The sequence below is a fragment of the Vibrio sp. YT-17 genome (genome assembly GCF_033337375.1).
GTDB classification, from domain to species: Bacteria; Pseudomonadota; Gammaproteobacteria; order Enterobacterales; family Vibrionaceae; genus Vibrio; species Vibrio alginolyticus.
This window is the reverse complement of record NZ_JAWOQP010000010.1, coordinates 40999-57782: the sequence shown is the minus strand read 5'-3', so window position 1 is coordinate 57782 and position 16784 is coordinate 40999. Positions and strand designations below refer to the sequence as shown.

At 44.6% G+C, this 16784-nt stretch carries 14 protein-coding genes; 10 read left to right on the top strand and 4 right to left on the bottom strand.

Going from position 1 to position 16784, the window contains the following annotated elements:
- Window positions 1-28 precede the first annotated feature (28 nt).
- The 3 genes from hutU to R7F67_RS11605 all read left to right on the top strand — a co-directional run bounded on the left by hutU (window position 29) and on the right by R7F67_RS11605 (window position 4334).
- Window positions 29-1726, top strand: a complete 1698-nt coding sequence (gene hutU / locus R7F67_RS11615; protein WP_054576478.1) for a urocanate hydratase — start codon at window positions 29-31, stop codon at window positions 1724-1726.
- An 11-nt stretch (window positions 1727-1737) separates the two neighbouring features.
- A complete protein-coding gene (gene hutH, locus R7F67_RS11610; RefSeq protein ID WP_017821814.1) occupies window positions 1738-3273 on the top strand; it encodes a histidine ammonia-lyase in 1536 nt (511 codons plus the stop codon).
- Between the two features lie 335 nt (window positions 3274-3608).
- Window positions 3609-4334 carry a DUF3581 domain-containing protein gene (locus R7F67_RS11605; RefSeq protein ID WP_017821813.1) on the top strand — a complete coding sequence of 242 codons (726 nt, stop codon included), beginning with the start codon at window positions 3609-3611 and terminating at the stop codon, window positions 4332-4334.
- Window positions 4335-4444: 110 nt separating this feature from the next.
- On the opposite strand, the gene R7F67_RS11600 is transcribed toward R7F67_RS11605, so the two are convergent.
- Both R7F67_RS11600 and R7F67_RS11595 read right to left on the bottom strand, forming a co-directional pair.
- Entirely contained in the window at window positions 4445-4906 is a 462-nt protein-coding gene (locus tag R7F67_RS11600) for a methyltransferase family protein (protein ID WP_054576439.1), read from the bottom strand.
- Window positions 4907-4979: 73 nt separating this feature from the next.
- Window positions 4980-8015 carry an FAD-binding and (Fe-S)-binding domain-containing protein gene (locus R7F67_RS11595; RefSeq protein WP_054576438.1) on the bottom strand — a complete coding sequence of 1012 codons (3036 nt, stop codon included), beginning with the start codon at window positions 8013-8015 and terminating at the stop codon, window positions 4980-4982.
- 262 nt (window positions 8016-8277) lie between these two features.
- Between R7F67_RS11595 and R7F67_RS11590 the strand changes: the two genes are divergently transcribed.
- From R7F67_RS11590 to R7F67_RS11560, 7 genes are all read left to right on the top strand, one after another.
- Window positions 8278-8958 (top strand): DUF3334 family protein, encoded by a 681-nt coding sequence (locus R7F67_RS11590; RefSeq protein ID WP_005388843.1) that lies wholly within the window; start codon window positions 8278-8280, stop codon window positions 8956-8958.
- A gap of 208 nt (window positions 8959-9166) precedes the next feature.
- Window positions 9167-9862 (top strand): DUF2786 domain-containing protein, encoded by a 696-nt coding sequence (locus tag R7F67_RS11585; protein ID WP_005377954.1) that lies wholly within the window; start codon window positions 9167-9169, stop codon window positions 9860-9862.
- A 217-nt stretch (window positions 9863-10079) separates the two neighbouring features.
- The gene (locus R7F67_RS11580; protein WP_005377956.1) at window positions 10080-10739 is read left to right on the top strand and encodes an OmpA family protein; all 660 of its coding nucleotides are present in this window, start codon (window positions 10080-10082) and stop codon (window positions 10737-10739) included.
- Window positions 10740-10815: 76 nt separating this feature from the next.
- A complete protein-coding gene (locus tag R7F67_RS11575) occupies window positions 10816-11790 on the top strand; it encodes a J domain-containing protein (protein WP_005388848.1) in 975 nt (324 codons plus the stop codon).
- A gap of 177 nt (window positions 11791-11967) precedes the next feature.
- Window positions 11968-12150 (top strand): hypothetical protein, encoded by a 183-nt coding sequence (locus R7F67_RS11570; RefSeq protein WP_005377960.1) that lies wholly within the window; start codon window positions 11968-11970, stop codon window positions 12148-12150.
- Window positions 12151-12562: 412 nt separating this feature from the next.
- Entirely contained in the window at window positions 12563-12955 is a 393-nt protein-coding gene (locus R7F67_RS11565) for a SulA-like leucine-rich domain-containing protein (protein ID WP_005377962.1), read from the top strand.
- Between the two features lie 203 nt (window positions 12956-13158).
- Window positions 13159-14262: a phosphoribosylaminoimidazolesuccinocarboxamide synthase gene (locus R7F67_RS11560; RefSeq protein ID WP_064376418.1), complete on the top strand. Its 1104-nt coding sequence runs from the start codon at window positions 13159-13161 to the stop codon at window positions 14260-14262.
- Window positions 14263-14340: 78 nt separating this feature from the next.
- Here the strand turns inward: R7F67_RS11560 and R7F67_RS11555 are convergent, their stop codons facing one another.
- Both R7F67_RS11555 and R7F67_RS11550 read right to left on the bottom strand, forming a co-directional pair.
- Window positions 14341-16014, bottom strand: coding sequence for an alkaline phosphatase D family protein (locus R7F67_RS11555; protein ID WP_258494137.1), 1674 nt, complete (start codon window positions 16012-16014; stop codon window positions 14341-14343).
- Between the two features lie 329 nt (window positions 16015-16343).
- The gene (locus R7F67_RS11550; protein WP_005377965.1) at window positions 16344-16721 is read right to left on the bottom strand and encodes a hypothetical protein; all 378 of its coding nucleotides are present in this window, start codon (window positions 16719-16721) and stop codon (window positions 16344-16346) included.
- Window positions 16722-16784: the final 63 nt, after the last annotated feature.

The window sequence follows — 16784 nt, the reverse complement described above, 5'->3', positions numbered from 1 at the left end:
TCATCACGAGAAACTAAAGGAGTCTGAAATGACACAGCGCCAGGGACAAGATCCACGACTTGATACAAGCAGAACAATTCGTGCACCTCACGGAGATAAACTGCGCGCAAAATCTTGGCTAACCGAAGCCCCTCTTCGTATGCTGATGAACAACCTTGATCCTGATGTTGCAGAACATCCACATTCACTGGTTGTATATGGCGGCATTGGCCGAGCAGCGCGAAACTGGGAATGTTACGACAAGATTGTTGAAGTACTTGAAAGACTCGAAGATGACCAAACGCTTTTAGTTCAATCAGGCAAGCCTGTTGGTGTTTTCCCTACTCATAAAAATGCCCCACGCGTGCTTATCGCAAACTCAAACCTTGTTCCGCATTGGGCAAACTGGGAACACTTCAACGAGCTCGATAAACAAGGCTTGATGATGTACGGCCAAATGACCGCTGGCAGCTGGATATACATTGGCTCGCAAGGTATCGTACAAGGCACATACGAAACGTTCGTATCTGTTGCAAAAAAACACTTTGACGGTGAAGCAAAGGGCCGTTGGATTCTAACAGGTGGTCTTGGTGGCATGGGTGGTGCTCAACCTCTCGCTGGTACAATGGCGGGCTTCTCCATGATTGCAGTAGAGTGTGATGAATCACGTATCGATTACCGCCTACGTACAGGCTATGTCGATAAGAAAGCGACTTCTTTAGATGAAGCGCTAGCTATCATTAAAGAGTCAGACACACCAGTATCGGTTGGTCTACTAGGTAATGCAGCAGACGTTTTCTCTGAGCTGGTAGAACGTAATATCACGCCTGATGTCGTAACAGACCAAACGTCTGCACACGACCCGCTCAATGGCTATTTACCACAAGGCTGGAGCATGTCTCACGCAGCAGAAATGCGTTTGCAAGATGAAGCAATGGTCGTAAAAGAAGCGAAAAAATCCATGGCTGTGCAAGTTCAAGCGATGTTAGAGCTGCAAAATCGCGGCGCCGCAACACTCGACTACGGTAACAACATCCGCCAGATGGCCTTGGAAGAAGGCGTAGAAAACGCATTCGATTTTCCTGGCTTCGTTCCAGCCTACATTCGTCCTCTATTCTGTGAAGGTATCGGTCCTTTCCGTTGGGCTGCTCTCTCTGGCGATCCTGAGGACATTTATAAAACCGACCAAAAAGTAAAAGAGCTAATTCCAGATAATCCGCACTTACATAACTGGCTAGATATGGCTCGCGAACGCATCCAGTTCCAAGGTTTACCTGCGCGTATTTGCTGGGTTGGTCTTAAAGATCGTGAGCGTCTTGGTCAAGCATTCAACGAAATGGTGAAAAATGGCGAACTTAAAGCGCCCGTTGTCATTGGTCGAGATCACTTAGATTCTGGCTCTGTAGCAAGCCCGAACCGTGAAACCGAAGGTATGATGGACGGTTCTGACGCCGTATCAGACTGGCCATTATTAAACGCGCTACTCAACACGGCGGGCGGCGCAACTTGGGTTTCACTACACCACGGTGGTGGCGTAGGTATGGGCTTCTCGCAACACTCAGGTATGGTTATCTGCTGTGACGGCAGTGAAGATGCCTCAGAACGTATTGCCCGCGTGCTGCATAACGACCCAGCAACAGGCGTGATGCGTCATGCTGATGCGGGATACGATATCGCTAAACAATGTGCAGCAGAGCAAGGGCTAGATTTGCCAATGCTCAACGAAGAACTGAAGAAGCTCAAGTAAGGATGAAAGAGATGTTAAATTTAACGCTAAAGCCAGGTCATATTAGCTTAAACGAACTACGCCAAGTGAGCCGTTCACCAGTCAACCTTACTTTGGATCCTGAAGCCATTCCGGCCATTGAAGAAAGCACACAGGTCGTAGACCGAGTCATCGCGGAAGATAGAACGGTTTACGGAATTAACACTGGTTTTGGGCTATTGGCTAACACACGAATAGCACCAGAAGATTTAGAAACACTGCAACGCAGTATCGTTCTTTCTCATGCGGCAGGTATCGGTGAGTTTATGTCAGATGAAACGGTTCGTCTGATGATGGTATTAAAAATCAATAGTCTGTCTCGTGGCTTTTCTGGGATTCGCCTAAAAGTCATTAATATGCTGACCGACCTAGTCAACGCACAAGTTTACCCTTGCGTACCTAAAAAGGGCTCTGTTGGCGCATCAGGTGACTTAGCTCCTCTAGCCCATATGAGCACTGTATTACTGGGAGAAGGACAAGCTCGCCACAACGGTAAAATCATTTCCGGGCAAGAAGCATTAAAAATCGCAGGTCTAGAGCCTATCACTCTGGCGCCAAAAGAAGGCTTAGCGCTACTAAATGGGACTCAGGCATCCACAGCGTTCGCATTGGAAGGCCTGTTTATCGCGGAAGACCTTTTCGCGTCAGCAACCGTTTGTGGTGCAATGTCTGTTGAAGCCGCTCTCGGCAGCCGACGTCCATTCGATCCGCGCATTCACCGTGTACGTGGTCATCGCAGCCAAATGGACGCAGCACTCGCATACCGTCATTTGTTAGACACATCGAGTGAAATAGGTGATTCACACACTAACTGTGAAAAAGTACAAGACCCGTATTCTTTGCGCTGTCAGCCTCAAGTGATGGGTGCGTGTTTACAGCAAATCCGCAATGCGGCGGAAGTATTACAAGTAGAAGCGAACTCCGTATCAGATAACCCGTTGGTGTTTGCTGAAGATGGTGACATCATCTCTGGCGGTAACTTCCACGCGGAGCCTGTTGCAATGGCAGCCGACAACCTAGCACTTGCGATTGCCGAGATCGGCAGCTTGTCTGAACGTCGTATGGCATTACTTATCGATAGCGCGCTATCAAAACTGCCACCGTTCTTAGTCGACAATGGTGGTGTGAACTCTGGTTTCATGATTGCTCAGGTTACCTCCGCTGCGTTAGCAAGTGAAAACAAAACACTCGCTCACCCAGCGTCAGTAGACAGCTTGCCAACATCTGCAAACCAAGAAGATCACGTCTCAATGGCAACATTCGCGGCTCGCAGATTGAAAGAAATGGGCGAAAACACTCGCGGTATTCTGGCTGTCGAATACCTCTCAGCAGCACAAGGCCTAGACTTTAGAGCGCCAAACAAGTCCTCTGAGCGTATTGAGATTGCGAAACAAATGTTGCGTGAAAAAGTATCGTTCTACGATAAAGATCGCTACTTTGCTCCAGACATTGAACAGGCAAATACTCTGCTTAAGCTGGCTATTCACAACACGCTCATGCCAGAGAGCTTGTTACCAAGTGTTCAATAACCAAGCATAACTGGCATTTCATCGAATAAACAGATAATGACTTGAAGGCTCTACGTTCTGCGTGGAGCCTTTTTATATACGATTAAACATATTGATGGCACTATTTATGAACGCCTGTCTACTTTGATGGCTATACTTTAAAAGATAGGCGAGCGAAAAGGTCGTTGTTTATTGTTTTCACAAATAAAAGCGTTGCTAAAGTATGCGTTTTTAACGGTTTATCCGCCGAAATAGTGTCTTATTGTTAGGATACGGTGAAGTTTTCACTGGATGGACCATTGCTACGCAGATATTCGCATATAATCCCACACAGTTTTGGTTACTACGTAAAAATTATGTTTCTAACACCTTATTTTTCAAACACTAATCACCAGTTTCAGTTCACTCGCGAACAAGCAAGCCACTTTGCAAAACGTGTCGCAGGTGACTACAACCCAATTCATGATGAAGACAACAAACGCTTTTGTGTCCCTGGGGATTTACTTTTCGCTGTGCTTCTCAGTAAAGAAGGCGTTAGCCAAAAGATGCGTTTTAACTTCTCTGGCATGGTAAACGATGGTGTAGCACTTCATATTGAAAATAAGTGTGACAAAGAAAGCGCTGTTGTTGACGAGGCAGGTAAAGAATACTTACACATGTCCCGTGAAGGTGAAACTAACCACGATCCGGCATTTATTGAGCATGTAGTGACAAATTACGTGCAATTTTCTGGTATGAACTTCCCTCACATCATGGTTCCTCTTATGGAAGAGAAGCAAATGATGATCAACTGCCAGCGTCCATTAGTTATTTATGAAAGCATGGAAGTCGAATTTTCACGCTTAGACCTTACGCATCCAGAGGTGGATTTCACTGGCGCAACATTCGACGTAGAAGGAAAACGAGGTGTAGTCACCTTAAACTTTGCGTTTAAAGAAGACGGTGAAGTCGTTGGTAAAGGTATTAAGCGCATGGTTGCAAGTGGCTTGAAGCCATATGACCAAGAAGCGGTTGATGACCTTGTACGCCGCTTTAATGAACGTAAGGATGCATTCCTAGCAAAGTTCGTTAAGGCAGCCTAGTAGACTGCCCTATCAGAAGCGCACAAAAAACGTGTTTACTAAAAGAAAGCCCAACGTCGACCGTTGGGCTTTCTTTTTATGTCTCATCCAAACAAAACTAAACGCAATGCTTAGAGCCAACGACGAACATGGTTTTTATAATCCACATACTCTTCACCAAACAATCGCTCTAAAACGCGTTCCTCAGGCTTGATTTGAAACCGATTCATATAACTGACAAATATCACGCCACAAAGCACCACACTCAAGTGCTGCCACCACAAACCAGTTGCTATGATTAGAAGCAATAATGCCATGTACATAGGGTTGCGTGAAAAGGCAAACACACCAGTTCTTACAACAGAAGATGCCGCTTCAGGTTTTACTGGGTTCACTGTGGTTTTTACTTTGCGAAATTCATACACGCCAGCAATGCCCATGTAGCCAGACAACAAAGTTAATACACCTACTACAAATTCAACAAAGGGTACTCGAATGTTCATGCTCGGCGTCAAAACTTTAAGTCCGTACATCAAAAGTATGACTAGCAAAAACACCACAACAGGTGGGACTTTGAGTTCAAGTTTTCTCAAGATTCATATCCTTTGAAAGGGTCTAAATACGGTTTCTAAAAAGCCCAGTAAAACTGGGCTTGATCTAGTCCGATTACAACAAAGTTAACAATGCCTGAACGGGATGCTTGGGCTTCGTTCCTTCAAAGCGTTTAACTTGGCTGCGGCAAGAATAGCCTGTAATCAAACATCTCTCGTTATCCAACTTATCTAAGCTCGGCTTCCAGCTTAAATTGTAAATGTCTTTCGACATCGACAACTTATCAACCTCATGACCGAACGTACCCGCCATACCACAACAACCAACAGGTACCGTATTCAAAAGTGCACCAAAGTGAGCAAAAATAGCGCCCCACTCTTTTTCCGCATTTGGCATTTTGGTTTTCTCAGTACAGTGCGCAAACAGATACCAAGGTTCCTGCGCCTTATGCTCTCCGCTTTCAAACGCTTCTAATCTTGGGTAAAGCCATTCGTGGGCCGTCAGTACATCGAAATCACCTCGCTTACTGCCAAGCACTTCAGCGTATTCATCTCGATAACACAGCACCAATGCAGGGTCGACACCAACTAATGGGATATCCAAATCCGCTACCATCGCCAAGAACTTCGCTGTGTCGGCTGCTGTGCCCTTAAACTGACGTAAAAACCCTTTAATGTGTTGTGCTTTACCATTCGGCTTAAACGGCAGAAGTACCGGATGCATACCCAGCTTTTTCAATAACTTAACGAAGTCTTCAACGACATCAGCGTCGTAGTAGCTAGTGAATGGGTCTTGAACAATTAAAACATGCTTGCTCTTTTCAGACGAAGACAAACCACTGAGCGCTTGCAGATCATAAGGCGTTGTCAGCGACTCTACTCGTTGTTTCAAGGTGGGTACTGATAACAACGGCGCATCGACATACCCGACCGTAGATGCCGTTAAACTTTTCACCCACGACTGCTTCAAAACACCATTTACGACACCTGGCGCTTTTGCCATCATCGGCAGCATAGTCTCAATGTTGGCAACCAGATAGTCTTTTGCAGGACGTTGATAACGAGAGTGATAGATGTTTAAAAAGCGTGAGCGAAAGCTCGGAACATCGACTTTAATCGGACACTGACTCGCACACGCTTTACACGCCAAACAACCATTCATCGCTTCATACACTTCGTGAGAGAAGTCATACTCGTGACGACGATTGATAGAATGACGTACGCGGTCAATCATGGTTTTGATTGATGTTTTGTTTTCTAGTGTTTGCTTTTCTAAGTCAAGGATATCAATGCCTTGCTCTGTGAGCTGACGCAACCACTCGCGAACCAAACCCGCACGACCTTTCGGTGAATGACGACGATCGGCTGTTACTTTCATCGATGGACACATTGGCGAGCTAGTATCGTAGTTAAAACACAAACCGTTACCGTTACATTCCATCGCTTGTTTAAAGCTGTCACGTACTTGAACGTCAATCTGACGGTCATAGTAACCACGTTTGGTATCGGTAACTTTTACTAACTCTGCATCACTATCAAGCGGCGTACAGATTTTGCCCGGGTTCATTTTGTTGTGTGGATCGAATGCCGCCTTCACACGTCTCAGCTCAGTAAACAACTCATCACCGAAAAACTCAGGGCCATATTCTGAACGGAAACCTTTGCCGTGTTCACCCCACATCAAACCGCCGTATTTCGCCACCAGCTTAACCACTTCATCAGAAACTTCGTGCATCAATGCTTCTTGGTGCGGGTCACACAAATCCAACGCAGGACGTACGTGAAGCACCCCGGCATCGACGTGACCAAACATGCCGTAATTCAGAGATTTGCTGTCTAACAGCTCTCGAAACTCTACAATGAAGTCCGCCAGATTTTCTGGTGGCACACAGGTATCTTCAGCAAATGCGACCGGTTTAGCGCGGCCTTTTGCTGCGCCTAACAAACCCACCGCTTTTTTACGCATGTTGTAAATACGCCCGATACTCGCTACATCGTTACAGACTTGGTAACCGATGATGCCCGCTTCTTCTGTTTCCAGCATGGTATCGAGCTTGGCGGTCAACGCTGCAACCTGCGCTGCAACTTCTTCTTCGTCCTGACCTGCATATTCCACCATATTGATGCCAAGCATCTCTTTATTTGGAACATCGGTAAGCAAATCACTCACGGTGTGCCAGACGATATCTTGCTTCGCGAGATTAAGCACTTTCGAGTCAACGGTTTCTACAGACAGCGCTTTCGCTTCGACCATCAACGGTGCATTACGCAGTGCAGAATCAAAGCTGTTGTATTTAACGTTAACCAAAGTACGCGCTTTCGGAATTGGCGTCAGGTTAAGCTTCGCTTCGGTAATGAATGCCAATGAACCTTCAGCGCCGCACAGTACTCGTGTGATATCGAAACGGTCACCTTCTTCATTCAAGGCATTTTTTAAATCGTAGCCCGTTAAAAAGCGGTTAAGAGGAGGAAACTTATCTACGATCTGCTGGCGTTTTTCACGACATACGGATTCCGTTACACGTAGCGCCTTGGCAGCAAACTCGTCTTCTTTTGGGTAGCCGTTGGACAGGTCTGATTCTAAAACTGAGCCATCAGCAAACACCGCTTGTAGCGACAAAACATGATCGGATGTTTTTCCGTATTTCAGAGAACCTTGACCAGAAGCATCGGTGTTGACCATGCCGCCAATCGTTGCACGGTTACTGGTAGATAAGTCTGGAGAGAAGAAGTAGCCATAAGGGCGAACTGCGTCATTTAACTGGTCTTTCACTACACCAGTTTGTACACGAACCCAGCCTTCTTTCTCATTAATCTCAAGCACTTTGTTCATGTGGCGAGACATATCCACCACAATACCTTTGGTTAGCGACTGACCATTGGTCCCCGTGCCGCCACCACGAGGTGAAAAGGTAATTCGTTCGTACTTTTCTTTATTGCTCAGTTTCCCGAGGAGAGAAACATCTTCTGTCGTTTTGGGATGAACGACAGACTGAGGAAGTTGCTGGTAAACACTGTTGTCAGTGGCAACCGCTAGTCGACTTGAATATTGGCTTTCGATATCACCAGTGAATCCGGCGTGCTCAAGCTCTTTCAGAAAACTAAGAACAAGAGGATCGACATCAGTTTGCGAGTGTAATCTTGGTAACATTTGCTTCCTGCCCCTACGACGCTGATCCGATCAGCTGCGGGTTGTGTAATTATTTGCTCACTTCTCATACAAATTGGCGCTAAGCGAAAAAAACACCACAAAAGAGTTAGTGAAGTAATATTCTTTGAATTTCGTCACTTTACAACATTTAAAAAGACGAGCAAATCAGAATCTCGATACAATAATTAAACTTATGCTTTATTTTTTCACGCTTGATGCCTTACATTGGGGAACGAATCGCGTTTCTAGATGAGTTTTCAGAATGAAAAAAAATAAAATTGTGACCACTGAAGATATCCTTCTCAAACTTTGCCAGTCTGTTTCTGGCGTACTTACTTCGGCGACATCTTCTCAAGTAAATTATTCAGCAATGGTGCAAAAAATCCACAAGACTAGCCTCAAACCAGATTTTGGCTGTTTTGTTCTGTTTGATGGCGGATTTACCGGGCTAGTTGTGATTAATTTTACGGCAAAAGCCGCACTGGAGATCTACACCAACTACATGCGTAATATGGGCATGCCAGAAGAAGAACTGGCAATATCTCATACTTCTGACGAGGTAGGCGATGTTCTGGGTGAACTCATGAATCAACTGGTCGGAGACTTCACTAATAAAATTCGTAAAGACCTGCAAACGAACATCACACAAAACCAACCAAAAATGCTGGCGCTGAATAAGCAAGTTATCTTACAAGTTGATACCAACCTTGACCGCCCTCAAGCGCGCAGAGTGACGTTCTCCACCGAAAACAACAATATTTTCTATCTCGAGCTAGCAATGGATAAAACTGAGTTCATCCAACTGGAAGAGTTTGAAGTTGCTGAAGACGAAAACCCAGACGACATTTTAGAGGCAACACGTAAACAGTTGGCTGAGAAAGAATCTAAATCGTCGGGATCAAACGATGATGCCGATGACTTGCTCAACCAGCTCGGGTTGTAATTCTAACGAATCTTAATGAAGAATGGCTTCTTAGACACAAGTACGACTTCATACTGATTACGACGAACTAAAACGCCAGCCTCGCTTAATGCGAGGCTTCTTTTTATGTGCAGAAATTATCTTCAGTCCCACCTTGTATTTCGTTTTTATGTCAAAAAAGGTAATATGTCTGACTTCATAAATTTTCTGCTTTCGTTACTGGTTGTCGATGGATAAACAAAAAGCTCTGAAAAAAATCGCCAAGTGCTTAGAACTGGGCAATTCCGCTAATGTTAATGAGGCTGCCAATGCTATCAAAATGGCACATCGCCTCATGCTTAAATATGGTCTCGATAAAGACGATATTGAGTTCATCAGAATGGGAAAAACACAATCTTCTCATCTGCTACCAGCGAACATCAGTTCTACCATATTGCGAGTGATTCGCGGCATTAACACAAAATTCGGTGTCGAAGCAGTATTGTTGAATCACAAAGGGCTCAAACGTGTCGAATTTATCGGTGAAGCAGATCGCGCTATTTTTGCTGCATTTGCTTTCGATATTGTTTATCGCGAGATGAACGAAAGTACCGGACAATTCCGAAACAGCTTTGCTGGCACCGGCACCTCTTCTCAGGAAGTGACTCGCCGTGTGAACTCATTTGTATCTGGCTGGGTGGAAGGCGCGATTGAAAAATTGCCAATTATTTCTCCAGATGAAGAGTCGGCCAATAAAATTAATGACTATATTGATAAAGAATTCCAAAACATTGACCGCGAAACGTTCAAGAAGCAATTGAAAGAAGCGATGAAAAACCTAACTGAAGACTACGAAGTGGGCTTAAAGAAAGGTAGAAAGGTTTCAGTTAACCGTGGAGTGGGCGGCGAACAAGCACGCAAAATGTTGGGCGATTCATCGAAATAGCCAGAATAGTAAAGGATTCACATAAGCAGCAATGACTTCGATGTCGATGGGGCTTACTTTGAGAGCTTTGGCAGTATTGATAGGAATTTTCTTACAGAAACTCTTATCAATCTTACTTTCTCATAACAAATATCAATGCTTGTTTATTCATAATTCGCATCCCATTATGAGGCATGGTTTCGCCTCAGTTTTATACGGAGATTTTCCCTTGAAAAAGATGCCTATTGCACTAGCTCTAGTGCTAGCTCTTACTGGCTGTCAAGCCACTCAACGCCAAAATGCAACAACGGGTGAATACGAAACTAACTCCACCACGCAAGGCGCGCTTATTGGTGCGATCGCTGGCGCAGCAATCGGCCTAGCAACGGGTGATGATGCTAAAGAACGTCGTCAGCATGCACTCATTGGTGCAGCCGCAGGCGGAGCGACTGGCGCTGGCGTTGGTTACTACTTTGACCAACAAGAAGCGGAATTACGTCGCGCTTTGCTAAACTCTGGCGTACAAGTTCAGCGTGTTGGTGAAAATCAGCTTTTACTGCGTATGGAAAACGGTATCGGCTTCTCTTCAAGCTCTTACCAGCTTGATGCTAGTATCCATAATACTCTACGCGGTGTTGCTCGCATCCTAGTTGAGTACCCAGATACCAGTCTCGTTATTGACGGTTACACGGATAGCACAGGTAGTGAGTCATACAACCAAACGTTGTCAGAGCGCCGTGCAGAGTCCGTACGTCAATTCCTAGTATCTCAAAACGTTGCACCTGGTCGTGCAATTGCACGCGGCTACGGCGAACGTAACCCAATTTGCTCAAACCAAACTTCTGAAGGTCGTGCGTGCAACCGTCGTGTTGAAATCCAGATCTTGCCACTGAAGTAATTTGGTTGCACCATAACGGTAATAATAAAAAATTACCGGAGCAGGCCTAACCATTATCGTTAGGCCTGACATATTAATGTCTGTCAAAACGTCTGCCCTACTCTGCTTATTTAGCCTCAGCTTTTCTGGCTACTCACTTGCCTCTCAAGCTCCAAATGACCCCATCGAACAATACGAGTACGCACAACAATTATTGGCATCAAACGAAGCTGAAGCCTCACCAGAAACGCGCTACTGGCTAGAGCAATCCGCCAACCAAGGTTACCTCCCTGCACAAAAACAGCTCGCGAACGACTTTGCTAAAGGGATAAATGGCGAAAAAAATGAAACACAAGCGTTATATTGGCTAACCTCTATCGCACTCAATGACCCAACCGATCGTGGCTTTCTTCTCGCCGATTTTATTCAGCGCAATCCAGGTAAGGTCACAACTTCTCAATTGACTGAAGCCTTGTATCAAATGGCTTCTCAGCATAATCCAGCAGCAGAACAAGCTTATAATCAACTGTTAGAGCTGCGCTTCAACCAACTAAGAGCTAAACAAGTCTCGCAAATAAAGTCGCTCGATAAAAAAGCAGAGCAAACACAAGAAGAGAAAAGCACAGTTGCAACCCCCAAAGTAAAACACTCGCAGTTTCTATGGCTGATTTGGCTAGCGGCGATCCTCATCATCAGCGGCTTAAGTTTCCTCGCGATCAAAAAACTTAAGCAGAATAGAAAAGCGCGTGAAGCCAAAGAGGAAAGCCAAAATCAACGAATGGCGGAAAAAATAAAAGAGCTAGAGTTTACGAACAAGCAACTGAAGCGTCAGTTAGAGAAAGTATTCAGAGAATTTAAGAAATCCAAAACTCAGGCAGAAAACCATAAGCTAAGCGTCGCGTGTGCTATGTTTGGCTACACACCACAAACCATCCCTGATTTACAGGCAATCAAGCTACGCTATAGACAGTTATCAAAGCTTTATCATCCTGACACAAGGGGCAGTGAAGAAGAAATGAAGCGACTCAATCATGCCTTTAAGCTCGTCTCACAAAATGTTACAAAACAGTAAAAATAGGTCAGGATACTTTGGCTACCATGCTTTTATTCCCATATAATCAAACACCGCAATCGATCTCCCTCTCAAAGAAATTAACAGACATTTAACTTAAGTCGCGCTTTTATGCCATAATGCCCGGCGCAAAATAACACCTAACGACTCAAATTAATCTAGGTGGGGAGAAAATCAATGTTCACTGAAGAAGGCACCTGTGATTGGTGTAAAAAACCTAGTCTTGTAACTCGTCACGATTATTTAGATGGCAAGCACCACTACTCATGTAAAGCTTGTTACGATATGGCAAAAATCGACGTGCGCCTATTTAACCAAGGCGAATTGCAAATGCGCGAACGTTTGCAACGAGCGAGCTAAGCAAGACGGAATCAATGGAACTGATTTTCAAAAGCGCCTTTTATAAGGCGCTTTTTTGATCTCCCAAGCCTATTTCCAATCTCTATCTCGTATTCCCTCCTATCCTACATAGCATGTCGCATCGGTTATCAGCCCTCTTCCACTGTATACAAACCACTGTCCGTGAAAAACACCTGTATATACAGTAGTAAACCCCTGTATGTCTCTCGTCCAACTTTCTACTCACCTCACATTTTTAAATTGATGTTAGACATATCAGAAATAAAAAATAAACAAATAAATTCAATTACTTAAAGTAAAATTCTTTTATTTCCTTTTCAAAAAACCGCAAATAACTTTTGAGAAACTTGTTGATCAGGTCGCCAAAACAAACTACTGTATAGGCATACAGCATGTATAAAGGAACAGTAAGATGCAGTTACAAAGTCAATCTCATACATACTCTCGTTACAACGTATTGGCACAAGCAACTAAGCCCATGGCCGTTTCGGATCAGCTTCTATCTAAGCTGGCTGTTTTATCGCAGCAGAAACAATGGATTTTGTTTACAGCAGACTGCCCTCGTCCAGACTTTGAACAACTCACTGCTTCTAATATTTGCTGTAAAAACGTTATTCAAATGAAGCCCTCTCAACAGCTTTCAGAAGTCGAGATCGTGATAAAAGCCATCCGATCAGGCAATGCCAGTGCTGTTGTCGCATCCAATAAAATTGCACTTATGAATCAATCTATGTTGCGCGACATGGCGCAGCGCTATCAGTGTGAAGTCTTTTTCGTCGAAGGCAGAGTTAATAAGTACCACTAATAAGTTCGACGTTATCCATCCTGCATCTCGCCTCCTTTTTAAGGGGGCTTTTTTTGTATTAAAGAAAATAGGCAAACGTTTGCTTTTTCTCTGGCGAGTTAAAATAGTTCTGGTATGATGCCCACATTCGATTTATTCAGCGCCCACATTTTGCTGAATATCTTCTCTTTCTGACGTTTGATTAAGATGATAGGAATGTCGCAATGAGCCTTGCTAATCAAGTACTTGCCGTCAATGACGACCTGCCAATTCGCACCCATAAACCCGTTCATAGTGGAAAAGTTCGTTCAGTTTACTGGTTAACTGATGAAGACAGCGCCCGACTGATCAAAGAAAAAGGATACAATGTCGCGCCAGATGCGCCTTTGGCTATCATGGTGATTAGCGACCGAATCTCTGCGTTCGATTGTATTTGGCATGCTGAAGGTGGTCTTAATGGTGTCCCGGGTAAAGGGGCTGCGCTTAATGCGATTTCTAATCACTGGTTCAAACTGTTCAAAGAAAATGGCTTAGCAGATAGCCATATTCTAGACATTCCTCACCCTTTTGTTTGGATTGTACAAAAAGCCAAACCGGTAAAAATCGAAGCCATCTGCCGCAAATACATCACGGGTTCGATGTGGCGCGCTTACGCAAATGGCGAGCGCGAGTTTTGTGGAATCCAACTTCCTGAAGGGTTAGAAAAAGACAAAGCACTGCCAGAGTTGCTAATGACCCCATCCACAAAAGGCATTCTAAAAGGCATTCCCGGTGTGCCAGAAGCGGATGACGTTAATATTACTCGTCAAAATATCGTAGACAACTACGAAGCATTTAACTTCTCAAGTGCGGACGATATCGCACTCTACGAAAAACTGCTGAAAGAAGGCTTTAACGTTATCAGCCAAGCATTAGAAGCAATTGACCAAATCTTTGTCGATACCAAATTCGAATTTGGTTATGTTCATGATGCTGCTGGCAATGAAAAGCTGATTTACATGGATGAAGTGGGTACACCAGACTCGTCTCGTATATGGGATGCTAAAGAGTACCAAGCAGGTCACATCGTAGAGAACTCAAAAGAAGGTTTCCGCCAGTTCCTACTTAACCACTTCCCTGACCCAGATATCTTGCTAAATAAAGAACGTATGCCAGAGCGTGAAGCACTCGCTCGTGATAATGCTTTACCCGTCGAATCTTTGATGGCGATTTCGAGCACCTACATTGGTATTGCCGAGAAGATTACAGGCAAGCCGATTCATTTGAGTGAGAATCCGAAAGCGGAAATCATCGAAGTTCTGAGCAAAGAATACGGATTGATTGACTAGCACTGTCGCTAGATTGCTAAATGCTTTCCAATAAAAAGTCCGCACTAGCTTGCGGACTTTTTTCGTATTAGGCTCAGTTTAGCCGATATTTAACGTAGTGCCATCTGTTGTAGAGGCTGACTTGGTCGTCACCTGATATGTTTTGTCTTTAATCGTTGATACGAAATACCAGGTCGCCTCTGCCTTGTCGGGCGTAAAAGTAACGCGCATAAAGCCACGCTGTTTGATGTCTGCCCACTGTAATTCTGACACTAAGTGCGGCAGCGTGTATTCCATTTGAGTGATCGCAACAGGGTCTAACGCGAGGTAGGCTTCTAACCCAGGGGAACTCACAGAGCTAGTCGCAAACTCTACCCCGATAGGATGCTTAGATACGTCTTTAAGCTCACTTGCCCATGCATTGTGCGTATCTCCTGCCAAACAGACAAAGTTACCACTGCTGGCTTTGGCCAGTTGATAAACGTTCTCTCGCTCAACGTAGTAACCATCCCATGCATCTAGGTTATATGGCAAAGCAATGGTATCTAAACTTGGGTCAGAGAGATAACCCGTAATCGCAGAGTTTACCGCTAATAACGCCTCTGTTTTTTGTTCTTCAGTGGCAGTAAACAATTGAAACATCGCGGTCATAACCGAACTTGGCAACTCCATACGAGACATTAACACTTGTTGCCCTAGCACATTCCAAGTTGCGTCGTGCGTACTGAACACATCCATCAGCCAAGCGAGTTGGTCACCGCCTAACAGCTCTCGGTCTTGACTGCGCGACTGGGCAACTAAACCGCCAATAGCTTCCATCGTTGGTGAGCTGAGCGAGAAATAATCCAACGGTTTATCACGCCCCACAAGTCGCGTGTCGAGCATCATCAAATTGACTAAACTTCCAAACGAAAACTGACGGTAAATCAGCATGTTTGAGAAAGTGTTTTCACGAACGGGCAACCATTCTGTCCACGCGGCAGCCGCAGCTGCACGACGATCATTAAAGCGGCCTTCCTCTTCTTGATGGTTTTCCGCACCATTTTTCCAACTATCATTTGCAAGCTCATGGTCATCCCAGACTGCAATCATTGGTAGGCTCGCATGTAACGCTTGCAGATCAGCATCTTGGCGATATTGCGCATACCGTTTTCGGTAATCATCTAAGGTAATGCATTCAGTGCCTTTGCTTGGCTCTCGCCCTAGTGCCTCAGCATCTTCACTAGCGTAGCCACCAGCCCCATACTCATAAATGTAATCACCGAGATGAAGTACCACATCAAACGGTTCTTGCTCATGTTGATTTAAGATCTCTCGATACACATGGAAATAACCAGCAGGATAGTTTGCGCAAGAAACAACGGCCATGGATGCCTTTTCTACACCACCCTCTGGTAATGTTTGAGTTTGCCCGACTTCGCTAGTGACATCTCCAACCATGAATCGATAGTAGTAGCGAGAATTTGCGTTGAGGTTTTGAACATCAACTTTTACCGTGAAATCTCGGCTCGTGTCTGTGGCAAAAGTGCCACTTTGCACGATATCAGTAAAATTTTCGTTAGATGAAACTTGCCAGCTTACATCTGCGTAGCTCGCTGAGGTTGTAACACGAGTCCAAATGATTACTTGTGTTTGAGTAGGGTCTCCACTCGCCACTCCGTGCTCAAAGGTAACCGCAACAGATTCACTAGCATCGCTACCACAGCCCACCAGCCCGGTAACAATCGCCGTTGAAGAGGCAGCTTTCATAAAGTCTCGACGAGACAAAGACATATTGACTTCCTTTCTTATTGTGTTTGTTTTTATGCCCAAATGACGTGGTGACTCAATCATCCTTGTGTGCCAATAAGGGACGTTAATTCGAACTTACAGTACCAACCACTTAGTCGGTAATTTGTCCTAAAAACACAAAGTTAGAAGCTAGTTATGACAATTGCATTTCCAAACGTTACATTTTTGTTAATTTAAGTGCAAATACTCTATATTCATCACACTTCCAAGACCTGTGACAAAAACCTCAAAATAAAAAAGCGACCTACTTTGAGGTCGCTTTTCATTGCACTATTGTTAAGTGGTACATCGATGAAGTGGAAATGCTCAGCCTAAAACTTGATGTTAAGGACATCTTGTTCTGACGTATCCACCTTCAACTGACTGCGAGATTCTATGTACTCGATTTGCTGAACATCGAGCGAATATGGCATAACGACTCGCAATTCATTGATCCCTTCATGTTTAGCTAACTGGGTTAAGCGGACCAAATTGGATTCATCACTTTTACGAGAAGACATCGATTTTAATGCGGCATCCCACAACCGATCTTCAGGCTTGCTCAATTCCGCAATGTTCTGTTTCCACATCAAACCGAAAATAGGCGCGATGGTGGCAAATGCCTCTAAGAAGGTCCATTTTTTACTACCTGTCGCCCCTAAAAAGCTAGTGTAGTCGAATTCAATGCACGTCTTTCCTTGTTGATCCATTCTATGCCCCCGACACTCGAAAATGAGATATACCAAATATCGTTCAACTGTTTTGATATAGCA